Here is a 16,111-nt window from a genome sequence, read left to right on the forward strand (position 1 = left end):
GGCGCAGGTGCTTATCAAGCACGGATCACGTTCCGGGTCAGTTAAACCGGATCACTTGGGGATGCCGATCGGCAGCGGCACGCCATTGACCGTTACGGCGCCGGTGCCATCGCCCATCATGGCCCAGCTCATCGTCCCGTCGGTTTCCGCCTTCCCGTAGCCTTTCACCAGCGTCAGCATGGTGATGGCCTGGATGGCGGTTGAATCCTTCGCGCCTTTGGCCCGTACGGCCGCGATGGCGGCGTCAAGGCCGCTGGCCCGCAGGGTGACGGCGAGGCTCGGCACCGGGCCGGCCAGCCGGACGGAGCCGCTCACATGGGCGTCGAGCGTCGGGGTCACGATATGGTTTTCGCCGAGCGTCACCACCAGCGTGTCGCGGCTGCCGAGCGCGGTCCGGACCTTGTCGAGGTTCTCGGGCGACAAGAGTTGCGGCGCGCCGGGCTCCATCAGGTCGATGGCGGTGCGGGCCGCCTGGTCGAGCCTGAAGCCCGACACGGTGTCCTGGAGATCGAGCGTCGTGGGAATCAGCACCGCGGTCCATGCCGGCAGGCTCGCGGTGGGCAGCGCGAGGCCCTCAGCTTTGAGGCCCAGCGTCGCCGACCCGGCTTGCGTCAGCCCCGCCAAGGCCACATGCGTGGTCAGGCTGTGCGCCGCGATGGGACCGATGGGCGACTCCACCGCAAGGTTTGCCAGCGTGCCGTCCTGCGTCAGGTCGGCGAAGACCGGCAGCGCCTGCCGGAGCTTGGACTTCAAGTCGGCCGATGCCGCCTTCAGGGCATCGGGTGTCGGGTGGGCCACCAGGAAGGCCCACAGGTCCATGAGGGCGCGCGCCGACAGGGCCTTGACCGTGAGGCCATCGGTCGAAGCGCCGCCCTTGAAGGCGATGTGACGCCCGCCCGCCGCCGCATCGATTGCGATATCCTGCGCATAGGCGGCGTTGGTCTGAGTGCCGGCGATGTCAACGATGCCGTCGCCCACGACGGTGGCTGTCGCGGATTGCTCTCCCTTGGTGAGCTGCCGCGTTTGTACGCTCGCCGGTCCGGTGCCGTCCCCGGTGACGGTTCCCAGGCTGAGGCTGTCGTAGTGGCTCGTCGACTTAGTGAGGAACGGGATGCGGGGGTCGAAGATGTCGTCGAACGCATAACCGTTGGCCACGATGCTGGTGGTGCGGCCGCCCGCCTTGACGGTGAGCAACGGCGGGGCACCCCCGGTCACGCGCCAGGTTCCATTGCCCTGCGGGGTCGCGGTCATGCTGGTCGTGACGGGATCAAGGCTGACGCCGAAGCGTTCCAGGCCCTTCAAAGCCGCCTTGAGGTCGATGTCGATCCGATAGGCCTCGCCGGCCGGCGCCACCGCTACCGGCCCCTGGCCGAGGTAGCGCTCCAGCGCCGTTCGGATCGTCGCGGCCTCGTCGGGGGTCGCGGCCGCCGCGAAGGCGCCGCCCGTGGTCGCCAGCAAGGCAGCCAGGGTCCATGCGGCCGTTCTCGATGACATGCGGGCGGGCTCCGGTCCGGTGGGCACGCCCCCTTATGCGGTCCCATCCGCGAAAGCGCCAGGGGGTCTCGCGTCCGAGGCCCGCGCCAACCCGGATCAGGCGGCCTGGCGGTCCAGCAGATCGCCCTGGCGGTTGCGCATCCACTCGTCCGGCACATGGCCGTGAATGCGCAGCACCTCGGGGCGGCACAATATCTGCCGATCGGTGTCGTAGGACTGCGCCATTACGACCACGCCGGCCCGGCGCCGTGCCATGTCGGCCCCGACCCGCAGCGCCTCACCGTCGTTGATGAAGGTGCGCGCCCCCTCGGCCTGCAGCTTCTGCTTCCGCATGAGATAGGGTTGGACGAAGAAGAGGGTTTTCTGAGCCAAGGGTCCTGCTCCCCATTACGGCAAGAACATAACAGGAACATGCGAGCGGTTGCGAGATCTGTCAAGCGCAATCGGCGAGAAGATGCAGCACGATTTCGCGTCGGTGCGGGCGGCGTCGGTGTTCGGCCAAATACAGGCCCTGCCAAGTGCCGAGCAGCAGGCGGCCCCGCTCGACCGGGATCGTCAGGCTGGTGGCCGTCACCATGGTTCGGATATGGGCCGGCATGTCGTCCGGCCCTTCGTCGGCGTGGACGTAGCGGTCGTCTTCGGGCGCAAGGGTGTCGAGGAAGGTCGTCAGATCCTGCCGCACCGTGGGATCGGCGTTCTCCTGGATGACCAGCGAGGCCGAGGTGTGGCGGCAGAACACGGTCAGCAGCCCGACCGCGGGCGCCTGCTCGGCCACCCATTGGGCGACGGGCCGCGTCAGGTCGTAGAAGCCCTGGCCATGGGTCGCATGGGTCAGGCGCGTCAGGGCTTGCGGCATGGGGGGACTCCGGGCGATTGATGGAGCCGGAACGGGCCCCGACGCGGGCCGGTTCCAGAACGGCCGCGCCGCAGAGTGGCCGACAGGGAGGAAGCGCCATGTTCGTCGGCATCGATCTCGGGACCACCTCGGTCAAGACCATCCTGGTGGATGAGGCCGGCGTGACGCTCGGCAGCGCGAGCGAGCCCGTCGCGGTGTCGCGGCCGCGTCCCGGCTGGTCCGAACAAGACCCCGAGCATTGGTGGGACGCCACCGTGAAGACGCTCGACGCCCTGAAGGCGCGGCATCCGGAGGCGCTGGCGGCCGTCAAGGGCATCGGCCTGTCGGGCCACATGCATGGCGCCACGCTGCTCGATGCGACCGACCGGGTGCTGCGCCCCGCGATCCTGTGGAACGACGGCCGCTCGGCCGATGAATGCCTCGACATCGAGGCCGGCACGCCCGAAGCGCGATCCATCACCGGCAATATCGCCATGCCGGGCTTCACGGCCCCGAAGCTCGCCTGGGTGCGGCGGCACGAGCCCGACATCTTCCGGCAGGTCGCCAAGGTGCTGCTGCCGAAGGACTTTCTGCGGCTGCGGTTGATCGGCGACTATGTGTCGGACATGTCGGACGCGGCCGGCACCTATTGGCTCGACGTCGCCAAGCGCGACTGGTCGGATGCGCTCCTGGCCGCCACCGGGCTCGACCGGTCGCACATGCCGCGTTTGGCCGAGGGTACGGAGGCCACGGGGCGCCTGCTGCCGGCGCTCGCGGCCCGCTGGGGCATGACGGCGGCACCCGTGGTGGCCGGCGGGGCGGGCGACAACGCCGCCTCGGCCTGCGGCATCGGCGCGGTCGTGCCCGGCTCGGCCTTCCTGTCGCTCGGCACCTCGGGCGTGTTGTTCGTGTCGAACGCCCGCTTTTCGCCCAACACCGATGGCGCCGTGCATGCCTTCTGCCACGCACTGCCCGACACCTGGCACCAGATGGGCGTCATCCTGTCGGCCACCGACAGCCTCAACTGGCTCAGCCGCGTCGTCGGCGAGCCGGCGCCGGCACTGGCCGGCGCCCTCGGCCCGAGCGTGGCGGCGCCGTCCGATGTGATGTTCCTGCCCTATCTGTCTGGCGAGCGCACGCCCTGGAACGATGCCGCGGCGCGCGGCGTGTTCGTCGGCCTCAGCCAATCCACCGAACGCGCCGCGCTGACCCAGGCGGTGATGGAAGGCGTCGGCTTCGCGTTTCGCGATTGTTTGCGGGTACTGGAGGAAGCCGGTACGGCCGTGACGCGTGCGGTGGCGGTCGGCGGTGGCTCGAACTCGGCCTTATGGCTCAAGATCATGGCCTCGATCCTCGACCGGCCGCTCGACCTCGGGGCCGACGCCGATGTGGGCGCGGCGCTCGGCGCCGCCCGCCTCGGCATGGCGGCGGCGCTCGGCGGCGATCCCGTGCGGTTCATGCCGCCGCCCGTCCTGAAGGCGACGGTCGAGCCCGACCGGGCCCTGGTGCCAGCCTATGCGGACGCCTATGAGCGCTACCGCCGCCTGTACCCGCTGGCCAAGGCGGCTGCGGCGGGCTGAACGGCATCGCCGTCATTCCGGACGCAGCGCAGCGGAGATCCGGAACCGGGATGCCTTTGCGATGCAGGCCGGAGCACCCCGGTTCCGGGTTCGCCTGCGGCGCCCCGGAATGAGGCGCGTGTGGTGGGCTTCAGCGTGGTTCGAGCGCCATCAGCTTGTTCTGCCGTGCCAGCTCGTCCGCCAGGGGCTTGTCGGCCAAGCGCCCGCTGGGCGTCACCTCGGACCCGAGCAGCCCGTTCGGGCAGGGGCGGTCATCGTCCCAGCCGGGGTGGTTGACCACGGGATATAGGCAGATTCCCTCGACCGGCACGCCCATGGCCCGGGCGCCGCGCACCTCCGAGGCCACCGCGGCCAGCCAGGGCCCCCGGCGCTCGGCCTCGATGCCGGTTTCGGCCACGTAGATCGGCCGGCCATAGCGGGCATAGGTTTCGCTGAGCAGGGTGCGGAACGGGCGGTAAAGACCGTGGCCGACGTCGATCGGGCCCGAGCCGTGGATCCACTGGTTGTTGAAATAATAGTTCACGCCGACGATATCGAGGTGCTTCGGCGATCCGCCGAGCTGCGGCCAGCTCAGGCCGGCGATCATGTCCCAGCCCTGGTACTGGGCCTGCCGGTGCCCTTCGGCGTGGCCATGCTCGTGCGGCCGGTCCGGGTGGGTGATGACGTTGATGACCGGGTCGGCGTGGACGAAGCGGGCGCGCGGTTCAACGGCCCAGATGGCATCCATGGCCGCGATGGCGGTGCGGGCGAGTTGCACCTTCAGCTCATGCCCGCGCCCGCGCGCAAAGGGGTTCAGATAGGCGACGTCGCCGCCGCCCCAGCTGAAGAACGAGATTTCGTTGACGGGGCCGAAGAACGGCACGCCATCGCTTTCCTCCAGCACGAGGCGCGCGGCCGCGGCCGCGAAGCGGGTGAAGCGGTCGACAAAGGCGGGGCGCCAGATGTCGATGTCGTCGGGCCAGCCGTAATGCATCAGGTCCCAGATCACCTGCGTGCCGGTGTCGCGCGCGGCCCGCAGCATCGGCAGGGCGCTCGACCAGTCGTAGCGGCCGGGCGCCGTCTCGATCAGGTGCCAGCGTAGCCCGTCCCGCACGGTGCGGATGCCGTGGGTGGCGAGCTGCCGGTAGTCGGCGGCGGCGTGCCGGTCATGGACGACGGCCGCGATCAGGTCGAGGCGCTTGCCATCGCTGCCACGCCTGTGCGTCGAGGACTCGAAGCCGCCCTGGAAGAAGGAGCGGAACAAGGTCGGCGGCGGCGCCGGCGGGCGCTCGGCCAGCACGGCCTCGAACAGCGCCTGCCATTGCGGCACCACGGCCGCGACGGCGTAGTCACGCTCGACCTTGGCCCGCAAGGCGCCGCCAAGACGACGGCGCAACACGGGGTCGTCGACGAGGCGCAGCATGGCCGCCGCCACGGCGGTCGGGTCCTCGTGCGGCACGAAGAGCCCGGAGGTGCCGTCGACGATCTGCTCGAGGGCGCCGTTGTCGGGCGTGGCGATCACCGGCAGGCCGGCGGCGCCGGCTTCCGCGATGACATGCGGCATGCCCTCGTTCCTGGACAGCCAGACAAAGACATCGAGGCCGGCGAGCAGCTTCGGCACGTCCGGGCGGTCGCCGAGGAACACCATGGCCTCGGTGAGGCCGAGATCCGCAGCGAGCCGCTTCAGCGCCTCGGCGTAATCCGGCATAAAGGCGTCCGGTCCGCCGATCACGACGAAGCGCGCCTGCGGCCGCACAACCGCCACGCGGGCGGCGGCCCGGATGAAGTCCTCGACGCGCTTTTTGCGGTCGAGGCGCCCCACCCAGCCGATCACCGGCGCGTCGGCCTTCGCACCGAAGGCCGCGCGGGCCGCCGGGCGGTCGGCGGGCGAGAATTCGGTCAGGTCGACCATGGAGGGGATCGCCAGCGCGTGCCGGGCGCGGTCCATGCGGCCGGCCGCGGCATCGCGGATGGAATCGCAGACACCGACATAGCGGGTGGTGAAATGCTTCGGCCCGTCGAGTGCCTCGCTGACGAGGCCGCCATGCTCGATCAAGGGCGGGCGGTGGTGCAGCCGCTCCAGCGCCGGATAAATGTCGGCGACGTTCTGCGACGACACCACGATGTCATAGGCCGGGATCTTGCCGGCCAGATAGTTGACGGTGTCATCGAACGACAGGCCATAAGGATGGCGGTCGACCGAAACGCCGATCGCCTCGAGCTGCTGGTGGGTCTGCTCCGGCATGTTGTCGCGCCGGAAGCAGGCCACGACGTCGATCTTGATCCTGGCCGGGTCGAGCGCCTTGGCGAGGAGGCGGACCTCCGTTTCCTCGCCGCCGACCACGAGCCAGGCGAAAACCCACAGGACCCGGACGGGCCCGGGGGCGTCCGGGTCCCCGGCCATCAGTTGGCGCCCTTGAACACGACCTGAAGGAATTCCGGCCGCGTTTCGGCGAGGGTCTTCAGGAAGGCCGGACCCTGGTCCATTGGCACCACATGGGTGATGACGTGCTCGCGGATCTCGTCGCCGACCTCCTCGAGCAGCGCCACGGTCTCGCCGGCCAGCCGACGCCGGTCCCAGGTGAAGCCGAGGCCGCGTGGCACCCGGTTGATCTGGGCGCAGCGGATCGACAGGCCGTTGTGGTGGAACTCTTCGCCGAGCCGCACCGCATCCGCCCCACCCTGGTAGAAGGCGAGGTCGATGACGGTGCCTTGCGGCCTGAGCGACCGCAGCGCGGCCTGCAGGCTCGCGGGCTCGGCGCGCGTCTGGAACACGAAGTCGGCGCCCCGGTCGCCGCCGCCATGGTGCCAGCGGTCTTTGGCGATGGCTTGGGCCTGCTCCACCGTGACGGCCTCGAGGCCGAGCGCCTCGGCCCGCTCGCGGCGGAACGCGGACGGATCGGCGATCACCACCTCGGACGCCCCGACCTGCTGGGCGAAGAGGGCGGTGAGCAGCCCCACCACGCCGCCGCCGATCACCAGAACCGGACGGCCCGCGACGCCGACGCCGAGCGCCGGCACGTTGGCGCCGAAGATCTCGGCATCGGCGTGCAGGATGCCGTTGGCCGCGATCGGGCCCATCTGGGCCACGTAGATGCCGAGGATCGGGTCCATGCCGTCGGGCAGCGGCACCAGGAGGTCTTGGAACGGGTTGGCGATATGGCCGGACTTATGGGCATAGGTGGTGGCCACCACCTGGCCGTTGTGGAAGGCCGGGGTGCGCGACTCGACCACCCGCGCCACTTCCATGTAGCCCATGAACGGCACGGGATAATGGGCGCTCGCCTCGCCGGGGATGAAGACCCCGCGCTCGCCGTCCCAGCGCGAATGCAGGTAGGGGTTCGAGCCCTTGAAGAAGGTCAGCTCCGTACCGGCCGAGAAGCCCGTATAGAGGGTTTCGAGCCGCACCTGGCCGTCGCCGGGGGGGCCTTCCTCGTATTCGAAGAAATAAGCCTCGCCCGGGCGCTCGACCCCAAGGGAGCGGATGCGGCGGTGGTCAGACATGAGCGGCTTCTTTCACGGTGGGGCTGGGTTCGGGGGCGAGCGTCACTGCCTGTCCGGTCTCGGCTGAGCGGCGGATGGCGTCGGTGACGCGCAGCGTTGCGAGGGCTTCGCCGTAGGGGCAGCGGATGCGGTTCTCGCCGCCCCGCACGGCGTCGATGAAGTCGCGGTCTTCGCGCCACACGGGGTCGCCGTCGGTGCCGCGATACGGTCGGCCATGGCCGACGTCGAGCATGAAGTTGTGGTCGGTCACCTCCATGGCGAGGCGGTCGGCGAAGACGTGCAGGCCGACCCGGTGATTCCAGCCGAGCAGGCAGGTGGACCCGATGTTGGCCACCGCGCCGGACGCGAACTTGAGGCTGGCGGTGGACACCGTCGGCACGTCGAGGCCGGGGAAGTCTGGGCGTGCCTTGTGACCATGCAGGCCGAACACCTGGACGACGTCGCCCACGAGGTAGCGGGCGAGATCGATGATGTGGGTGGTCTGCTCGTTCATCTGGCCGCCCGACTGGGCATTCTTCCACCACCATTGCGGCGGCGGGGTCGAATCGAGCCAATAGCCCGACAGGAACTGGGCCGGATTGTCGGCCAGCACGGCCCGTGCCTCGTCGAGCGTGTCGAGGTAGCGCCAATGATAGCCGACGCCCGTCACGAGGCCGGCCGCGGCCACGGCGGCGGCGATCTCCTCGGCGAGGGCGAGATCGAGCGCCACCGGCTTCTCGACGAAGAAGGGGAGCTTTTTGGCCAGAGCCGCCCGTTCCGGGGCACCATGGGCGAAGGGCGGCACGCAGATGTAGAGCGCGTCGAGCTCTTCCTTGGCCAGCATGGTGTTGAAATCCGCATAAGCGCGGGCGCCGAAGCGCTCGGCCGCTTCGCGGGCGCGCTCTTCCGCCGGGTCCGCGAAGGCGGCGAATTCAACGTCCTCGAACCCTTGCAACACCCCCATGTGGCGATGGGCGATGCCTCCCGCCCCGATGAAGCCCAAACGCGTCCGCGCCATGCGTGTTCTCCTGGGCGGCCCCGGATCGAGGCCGCGGTAAAGCGTTGCGGTGTCGTCCGCCATGCGGGCCGCCGTGAATGCCTCGGCATAGCGCACCCGTCCAGCGTCGCCAAAGCGTTGCGCACACCCGGGCGCGAGCGTCGCCGCGATGGCGTTGGCCAGCGCCGCGGGGTCGCCCGGCGGCACCAGTCGACCGGTGTGGCCATCGGCGACGGCCTCGTCGGTGCCGCCGACCGCCGTCGCCACCACGGCCCGGCCGGCCGCCATGGCTTCCAGCACCGCCAGCGGCAGGCCTTCGAAGCGCGACGGCAGCACGAAAAGGTCGGCGGCCGCCAGCAGGTCAGGCACGTCGGAGCGGTGGCCGAGGAACCGCACGGCGTCGTCGAGACCCGCCGCCACGACGGCCTGCCGGGTCGCAGCTTCGAGCGGCCCCGTGCCGGCGAGCCAGAGTTCTGCGTCCGGATGGCGGCGCAGCAACGCCGGCAGCGCGGCGATCAGCGTGGCATGGTCCTTCTGGGGCGTGAAGCGCGCCACGTTGAGCAACACGGGCCGTGCATCATCGATGCCGAAATCCTGGCGCACGGCGGCGCGTTCCCGCCCCGCCGGCCGCGTCGGATGGCCGTTAGGCACTACTGTGAGCTTGCCGGGGTCGTCGAGCCGGGCGCGGAAGCTCGCGGCGGCGGCCTCCGATACGCAGATGAGGCGATCCACCAGGGCGAGCCCGGCCGCATGGTCGAGGCGCTGCTCCGGGTCGGTGACGAGGTCGGGCAGGTGTTCAGTGCGCAGCAGGTACGGCACGCCGGCCTCTCGCCCCAGCCGCGCCAGCCCGTGCGCTTCCCAGCCGATGCCGGCGTGAAGGTGCAGGATGTCGAAGCCACTGGCCGCGAGCCACGCCCGCGTCGCCTCGGGATCGTCATCGAGGCGCTTGACCCCGACACCGCCCCGGGCCGCCCGGGCCAGCAGGGCCGCACCCCCGGAACTGTCCGGGCAGGCCAGCACCACGGCAAAGCGGTCGCGCAACGCCAGCGCCAACGCCAGCATGTGCTCGCCCACGCCCGAGGGCTCCCGGCTGTCGGTGGCGAGGCAGAGCCGCAACGGTTCGGCGCGACTCACGCCAGGGCTGCGGCGCTCGACGAGTCGGCCGCGGTGGCGGCGGCGCCGGACACGATCCCGCGCTCGACGAGGCGCCGGTAGGTCGCCAGCGCCTGCCCGACCACCTGGTCCATGTTGTAATACCGGTAGGTCGCGAGCCGGCCCACGAAGCTGACGTCGCGGCGGGCCAGCGCCAGGGCCTCGTAGCGCTTGTAGAGCGCCTGGTTCTCGGGCCGGGGGATCGGGTAATACGGGTCGCCGGTGGCGCTCGGCACCTCGTAGGTGATCGAGGTCGAAGGGCTCACCTGCCCGGTGAGGTGCTTGTATTCGGTGATGCGGGTGTAGGGCACGTCCTCGGACGGGTAGTTGACGACCCCGACCGGCTGGAAGCGGCGCCGGGCGTGGCTTTCGTGGCGGAACTCCAGGCTGCGGTAGGGCAGGGGTCCGAAGCGGTGGTCGAAGAAGGCGTCCACCGGGCCGGTGAACACCGTGTGGTCGACCACCACGTCGCGGGCGGCGTCGTCGAATTCGGTGCCGGTCTCGACCACGATGTTGGGATGGTCGAGCATCCGCTCGAACATGGCCGTATAGCCGTTCGCCGGCATGGCCTGGTAGGTGTCGGTGAAATAGCGGTCGTCGGTCGTGGTGCGGGTCGGCACCCGCTGGGTGACGGAGCGGTCGAGCTCGGACGGGTCGAGGCCCCATTGCTTGCGGGTGTAGCCGCGGAAGAACAATTCATAGAGTTCGCGCCCGACGGCCGAGATCACCACGTCGGCGGCGGTGCGGACCTCTGCCACCGGCTCGGCCCGCCCGGCCAGGAAGGCCGCGGCCGCCGCATCATCGGCGAGGTCGAGGCCGAACAGCTGGTTCAGCGTGGTGCGGTTGATCGGCATTGGCACCTGCAGGCCCCGCACGGCGGCCAGCACCCGGTGCTCGTAGGGGCGCCAGGCCGTGAAGTTCGACAGGTGGTCGAACACTTCGCGGCTGTTGGTGTGGAAGATGTGCGGGCCGTAGCGATGCACCAGGATGCCGGCCTTGTCGTGGTGGTCGAAGGCGTTGCCGGCGATATGGGGGCGGCGGTCGACCACCAGCACGCGGGCGTTGGAGCCGACGGCCAGCCGCTCGGCCAGCACCGCGCCCGCGAAACCGGCGCCGGCCACCAGCACGTCGAAGGGCTTGCGGCGTCCTGCCGGCCGGATGGCCGGATGCATCACCTCGGCCGAGCGGCGCGGCTCCGGGGCGGGGCGGCCGCGTTCGACGGCCGCATCGACGAGGGCCCGCATGCGCCCAAAGGTGTCGTCCCAGGATTGGGTCGCCAGCGCGGCGTCGGCCTGCGGGCGCCAGTCGTCCGGCTTCAGGGCCAGGGCGGCCGCGCAGGCCGCGACGAAGCGCTCGGCCGTATCGGCGATGCTGACGCCCGGCAGGGTGCCGTAATGGCGTACCACGTCGGTCACGGGCGTCGACACGACGGGCCGGCCGGCCGCGAGATATTCGGGCGTCTTGGTCGGGCTGATGAAGCGCGTCGCCGCATTGATGGCGAAGGGCAGCAGGGCCACGTCCCAGCCGGCCAGGTAGCCGGGCAGCGCCTCATAGGTCTTGCCGCCGAGGTAGTGGATGTTGCTGGCGTGCGGCAGCTCGGCCGGATTGAGCTTCACGACCGGGCCCACCATGACGATGTGCCAGTCGGGCCGGGCCGCCGCGACCGCGGCCAGCAGGCCGAGGTCCATGCGCTCGTCGATGACGCCGTAGAAGCCGAGCCGCGGGTGCGGGATCGCGGCCTGGTCGTCCGGCTCGGGGAGGGCGCCGCCCCGGGCCTGGGCGAAATGCGCCCCGTCGACGCTCGACGGGAAGGGGTGGATGTTGTCGTGCCGGTCGCGCTTGGCCTCGTAAAGGCTCCAGCCGCCGGTGAACACGGCATCGGCCCGGTCCATCAGCTCGGCCTCGAGCGCCTTCAGTTCGGGCGGCGCGAAGCGGAAGGCCGACAATTCATCCATGCAGTCATAGATGACCGCGGCGGCCTCGACGTGCCGGGCGAAGCCGAACATGGCGGGTGTGTAGAACCACAGCACCGGGCTGATACTGCCCGCCACGCTGGCGATCAGCCCGTCCAGCAGCGCCGCCAGGGCTTTCTGCTTGGCGGCCTCGTCCCACCAATGCGGCAGTCGCGGCCTGAGCGCGACCACGTTCTGTTCGGGGAAGGGGTGATGTTCCAGGAAGGGCCGGTGGTGGTCGCAGGCGATCGCCTCCTCCCAAACAAACACCGATTGTTCGCGCGCGAAGCGGCTCATCAGGTGCTGCGGCCGCTGGAACACGAAATCCCAGCGCAGATGGCTGAAGCAGATCAGCGGGGCTGGGTGGGCGGAAGGAGACTGGAAGGCGGCGCATCCCTGCAGCGGCAAATGCAAAGCCTTCAACACGGTCTCCCGGCAACGGGCCCGGCCCCAGCGGCGCGTCCCGGTTCTCCACTATGGCAAGGGCGTGGCGGTTGTCGAGCAGCCTCAAGGCCGCAGCGGCCGATCGGGATCGAAACCGAGCGAGCGTGCTTTTGGAAACTCGGCCATGAGGGCCCGGAGCCGCGCCACCGAATGCGGCCAGGCCCATTCGGCCAGCACGGCGGCGCGCGGGTCCATGGCCGGGGCGGCGTCGATCAACGCCACCAGGGCGGCGGCGAAGTCCTCGGCTGCCGCGGCCCGGCCGGTGTCGGGCCGGATGTATTGCAGGCCGCAGCTCAACTGCGCATTGGCCAGCACCGGCAGCCCGGCCAGCATATATTCGGTGAGGATGGCCGGGCCGCCGTCGTCCACCCCGCACACCACCCCGACCCGGGCGAGGTTCATCAGGCGGTTGACCTCGGCGAAGCCGACGCCCGGCGGGCCCACGAAGCTGACGTCGAGGTTGCGCTCGGCCGCCTCGCGGCGCAGGTCGTCCGCCATGTGGCCATAGCCGAAGACGCACAACGCCCGCAGCCGGCGCGGCGCCCGGGCGAGGGCGTCGAACAGGATGTCGTGCCGCTTATAGGGCTGGGCCGCCGCCACATAGACCACATCGTAGGGCTTCTCGCGCCCGAGCGGCCGGAACGTATCCGGGTCGGCGAAGTCGGGGCCGATCGGCAGCACGGCGCAGGGCATGTCGGGATGGCGCTCGCGCACGACGGCCGATTGCCACGCCGCCGCCGTCAGCACGAGGTCGAAGCGGCCGCTCACCTCGGGCGGCACCCGCAGGGCCGGGGCGTCGATGGAATTGTAGATCTTGAAACTGTTGGCGCAGGCGTCGAGCAGCGCCGCATCGACGCCGAGGCCCCAGGCGCACAAGATGTGCGGCGCCCCAAAGGCCTCGACGAAGCCCAGCATGCTGTTCGAGCGGAACGGCGGGGTGGCGTCGCCGAGCCGGAAGGCGCGCCGCGCCAGCACATCCGAGTCGCGTCCGAAGGGGGCCGGGGTGTCGGGGCGCCAATGGTGCCAGATTTCGGCCGCGTCGACGAGGCCAGACGCCACGCAGGCGAGCGGCAACCGTTCGAGGTAGCCGCCTTCCACCGCGACCGGCCCGGCCGGACGGCCGGCGGGCCCCGGGGCCGGCCCGAGCGCACCGTCGTGCCAGTGCTGACGGAGCAGGTCGACGTCAGGTTCCGGCGTGTCGGCTGGCGGCCAGCCATCCTGGAAATCGCTGATCGCGACGATCATCCGGGTGCGGCTGAGCGGGACTGGGGGGCGCAACGGGGTCGTCTCCGGAAGAATGGTGGCGGAGGTCAGGCTTACAGCACCGCACCCCGGAAGCCACCGCCCTATCGCGACCGTGTCGGCCTGACGCCCTGCGTCACGGCCGCGGCGGCACGGCGCTCAGCTTGCGATAGGCGCCCGGCGACAGGCCGACGAGCTTGCGGAACTGCCGCGTGAAGCTGGTCTGGTCGGCGTAGCCGCAGCTGAGCGCGATGGCGCTGATCGGCGCCTCGCCCTGGCGCAACAGGCGGCCGGCCTCGTCGATCCGCAGCCGCGTCAGCCATTGCCCGGCCGACAGCCCGAACATGGTGCGCAGCCGCTGGTCGAGCTGGAACGCCGACAGGCCGGCCAGGCCGGCGAGGTCGCTCACCTTGAGGCCGGCGCCCGGCCGCGCCTGTGCGGCCTGCAGGGCGCGCGACAAGGCCGCGGTTTCGTCCGGTGCCGCATTGGCGGGCCTGAGATCGCGCGACAGGCCGACCAGCCCGGCCACCGTGCTGTCGCGGTCGAACAGCGGCTCCTTCCAGGTCAGGCACCAGCCTTCGCGCCCATCGGGGTAAAGGTGCAGCTCGAGTTCGCCCTTCAGCGATCGGGCGTCGCGCAGGAGGGTGCGGTCTTGTTCGGCGATGCGCCGGCCGAGCGCGCCCGGGAACACCTGGTCGGCGGTGCGGCCGATCAGGGCCTGCTTGTGGCCGAAGCCCGTGCGCTCGGCCAGGGTCTGGTTGGCCGCGACGTAGCGCCCCTCGGCATCCTTGACGAAGAAGATCGTGTCCGGAACGGCGTCGAACAGCGCTTCGACGAACAGCGGCCGGTCGAGGCGCGCCAGCAGCGCTTCAAGCGGCTCCACCGGCCCTCCCGCCCGGACTTCGTGCCGATTGAACAATTCCGGCTCGTGTTTCGGCCAAGACGCCGTGCCGCGCCGATGCGATGCTGCGCCCCGAACCCGATCCACCCGTCCCGATGCCGACCCGCGAGGCGCCCATGCAGTCCAATCCCTTCACCGGCACGATCCCGGCGCTGATGACCCCTTGTACGCCCGAGCGCAAGCCGGACTTCGCGGCCCTGGTGCGCAAGGGCGTGGAGCTCGTCGGGCTCGGCATGTCGGGCGTCGTTTATTGCGGCTCGATGGGCGACTGGCCGTTGCTCGACGACGCCGAGCGCATGGAGGGCGTCGCCAAGCTGGTCGAGGCCGGCGTTTCGGTGATCGTCGGCACCGGGGCCCAGAACACCAAGCGGGCTGCGGCGCTGGCGGCCCATGCCAAGGCTTGCGGCGCGGCCGGGCTGATGATCATACCACGGGTGCTGTCGCGCGGCTCCTCGCAGGCGGCCCAGCGGGCGCATTTCGATGCCGTGCTCGGGGCCGCCGTCGACCTGCCGTCGGTGATCTACAACAGCCCCTATTACGGTTTCGAAACGCGCGCCGACCTGTTCTTCGACGTGCGGTCGCGCCATCCGCACCTCGTCGGCTTCAAGGAATTCGGCGGCGCCGCGTCGCTGCGCTATGCGGCCGAGCACATCACCGGCCGCGACCCGGCCCTGACCCTGATGGTCGGCGTCGACACCCAGGTGGTGAACGGCTTCGTCAATTGCGGCGCCACGGGCGCCATCACGGGCATCGGCAACGTGCTGCCGCGCGAGGTGCTGCACCTCGTCGACCTTTGCGAGCGCGCCGCCAAGGGCGAGGTTGCGCCGCGCCGCCGGGCGGCCGAGCTTGAGCAGGCGCTCGGCACCCTGTCGTCCTTCGACGAGGGCACCGACCTGGTGCTGCACTACAAATATCTGATGACCTTGCGCGGCCATGCGGAATACGGGCTGCATTTCAACGAAACCGACGCGCTGTCGCCCGCCCAGGCGCAATATGCCAAGGGGCAGCTCGACCTGTTCGAGGCCTGGTACGCGGCCTGGGTGGGGGAAGACGCGCCGGCGCTCGGCCGGGCCGCCTGAACCCATGCGGGTCATCGATTCCCACACCGAAGGCGAGCCGACCCGGCTCGTCGTCTCGGGCGGCCCCGACCTCGGCTTGGGCGCGCTGGCCGCGCGGCGCCAGCGCTTCACGGCCGAGCACGACGGGGTGCGCACCTTTGTGCTGAACGAGCCGCGCGGCTTCGAGGCGATCGTGGGGGCGCTCCTGTGCGAGCCGGCCGAGCCGGGTTGCGCCGCCGGTCTGATCTTCTTCAACAACGCCGGCACCCTCGGCATGTGCGGCCATGGGACCATCGGGGCCGCGGTGACGCTGGCCCATATGGGCCGGCTCCTGCCCGGCCGGCACCGCTTCGACACGCCCGTCGGGGTCGTCGGCGTCGAACTGCACGACCGCAACACCGCCACGATCGCCAACGTGCCGAGTTACCTGCATGGCTCCGCCGTGACGGTGCCGGTCGAGGGGCTCGGCACCGTCACGGGCGATGTCGCCTGGGGCGGCAACTGGTTCTTCCTGACGGAGGATACCCCCCACGCGATCCTGGCGAAAAACATCCCGGGCCTCACCGATGTCGCGCAGCGCATCAAGCAGGCGCTGGTGCGGCACGGCGTGACGGGACGCGACGGGGGTGAGATCGACCACATCGAGTTGTTCGGCCCCGGCGCGGCCGGCGCCGATTCGTGCTCCTTCGTGCTGTGCCCCGGCGGGGCCTACGACCGTTCGCCTTGCGGCACCGGCACCAGCGCCAAGCTGGCCTGCCTGGCGGCGCATGGCGGGCTCGCGCCCGACACCCCCTGGGTGCAGGAAAGCGTCATCGGCACCCGCTTCACGGCGCGCTACGCGCCCGGCCCGGACGGCACCGTGCTGCCTTCCATCACCGGCCGGGCCTGGGTCAGCGCCGAGGCGACGCTGCTGCGCGACCCGACCGACCCGTTCCCGAACGGCATCGGCGGCGTTCCGTGACCTGTCTCTTATACACATCTCCGAGCCCACGAG

The 16,111-nt window shown here is 70.7% G+C and carries 10 protein-coding genes and 1 pseudogene; 3 read left to right on the forward strand and 8 right to left on the reverse strand.

Annotation, left to right across the window (positions count from 1 at the left end; translation table 11 throughout):
• Nucleotides 1–51: 51 nt before the first annotated feature.
• The 3 genes from P7D22_RS10820 to P7D22_RS10830 form a co-directional block, all read right to left on the reverse strand.
• Entirely contained in the window at nucleotides 52–1,494 is a 1,443-nt protein-coding gene (locus tag P7D22_RS10820; RefSeq protein WP_319934240.1) for a hypothetical protein, read from the reverse strand.
• 96 nt (nucleotides 1,495–1,590) lie between these two features.
• On the reverse strand, nucleotides 1,591–1,866 hold the full coding sequence (locus P7D22_RS10825; protein WP_319934241.1) for a hypothetical protein: 276 nt from the start codon (nucleotides 1,864–1,866) through the stop codon (nucleotides 1,591–1,593).
• Nucleotides 1,867–1,927: 61 nt separating this feature from the next.
• A complete protein-coding gene (locus P7D22_RS10830) occupies nucleotides 1,928–2,350 on the reverse strand; it encodes a secondary thiamine-phosphate synthase enzyme YjbQ (protein WP_319934242.1) in 423 nt (140 codons plus the stop codon).
• A 98-nt stretch (nucleotides 2,351–2,448) separates the two neighbouring features.
• On the opposite strand from P7D22_RS10830, the gene xylB reads away from it, so the two are divergent.
• Complete coding sequence (gene xylB, locus P7D22_RS10835) at nucleotides 2,449–3,909, forward strand: xylulokinase (protein WP_319934243.1); 1,461 nt, start codon at nucleotides 2,449–2,451, stop codon at nucleotides 3,907–3,909.
• Between the two features lie 130 nt (nucleotides 3,910–4,039).
• On the opposite strand, the gene P7D22_RS10840 is transcribed toward xylB, so the two are convergent.
• The 5 genes and pseudogenes from P7D22_RS10840 to P7D22_RS10865 all read right to left on the reverse strand — a co-directional run bounded on the left by P7D22_RS10840 (nucleotide 4,040) and on the right by P7D22_RS10865 (nucleotide 14,041).
• Nucleotides 4,040–6,292, reverse strand: a complete 2,253-nt coding sequence (locus P7D22_RS10840) for a glycosyltransferase family 4 protein (RefSeq protein WP_319934244.1) — start codon at nucleotides 6,290–6,292, stop codon at nucleotides 4,040–4,042.
• A pseudogene (locus P7D22_RS23465) lies at nucleotides 6,292–9,430 on the reverse strand (glycosyltransferase). The gene P7D22_RS10840 and the pseudogene P7D22_RS23465 overlap by 1 nt, the downstream one beginning before the upstream one ends.
• A gap of 68 nt (nucleotides 9,431–9,498) precedes the next feature.
• Nucleotides 9,499–11,769, reverse strand: coding sequence for a UDP-galactopyranose mutase (glf, locus tag P7D22_RS10855; protein WP_319934253.1), 2,271 nt, complete (start codon nucleotides 11,767–11,769; stop codon nucleotides 9,499–9,501).
• A 210-nt stretch (nucleotides 11,770–11,979) separates the two neighbouring features.
• A complete protein-coding gene (locus P7D22_RS10860; RefSeq protein WP_319934247.1) occupies nucleotides 11,980–13,194 on the reverse strand; it encodes a glycosyltransferase in 1,215 nt (404 codons plus the stop codon).
• Between the two features lie 100 nt (nucleotides 13,195–13,294).
• Nucleotides 13,295–14,041, reverse strand: a complete 747-nt coding sequence (locus tag P7D22_RS10865; RefSeq protein WP_319934248.1) for a helix-turn-helix transcriptional regulator — start codon at nucleotides 14,039–14,041, stop codon at nucleotides 13,295–13,297.
• A gap of 134 nt (nucleotides 14,042–14,175) precedes the next feature.
• Here P7D22_RS10865 and P7D22_RS10870 point away from each other — a divergent pair, with 134 nt between their 5' ends.
• On the forward strand, nucleotides 14,176–15,138 hold the full coding sequence (locus P7D22_RS10870) for a dihydrodipicolinate synthase family protein (protein ID WP_319934249.1): 963 nt from the start codon (nucleotides 14,176–14,178) through the stop codon (nucleotides 15,136–15,138).
• 4 nt (nucleotides 15,139–15,142) lie between these two features.
• Complete coding sequence (locus P7D22_RS10875) at nucleotides 15,143–16,078, forward strand: 4-hydroxyproline epimerase (protein ID WP_319934250.1); 936 nt, start codon at nucleotides 15,143–15,145, stop codon at nucleotides 16,076–16,078.
• The last annotated feature ends 33 nt before the right edge of the window (nucleotides 16,079–16,111 follow it).

It is taken from the genome of Lichenihabitans sp. Uapishka_5, assembly GCF_033947565.1.
Classification (GTDB): Bacteria; Pseudomonadota; Alphaproteobacteria; order Rhizobiales; family Beijerinckiaceae; genus Lichenihabitans.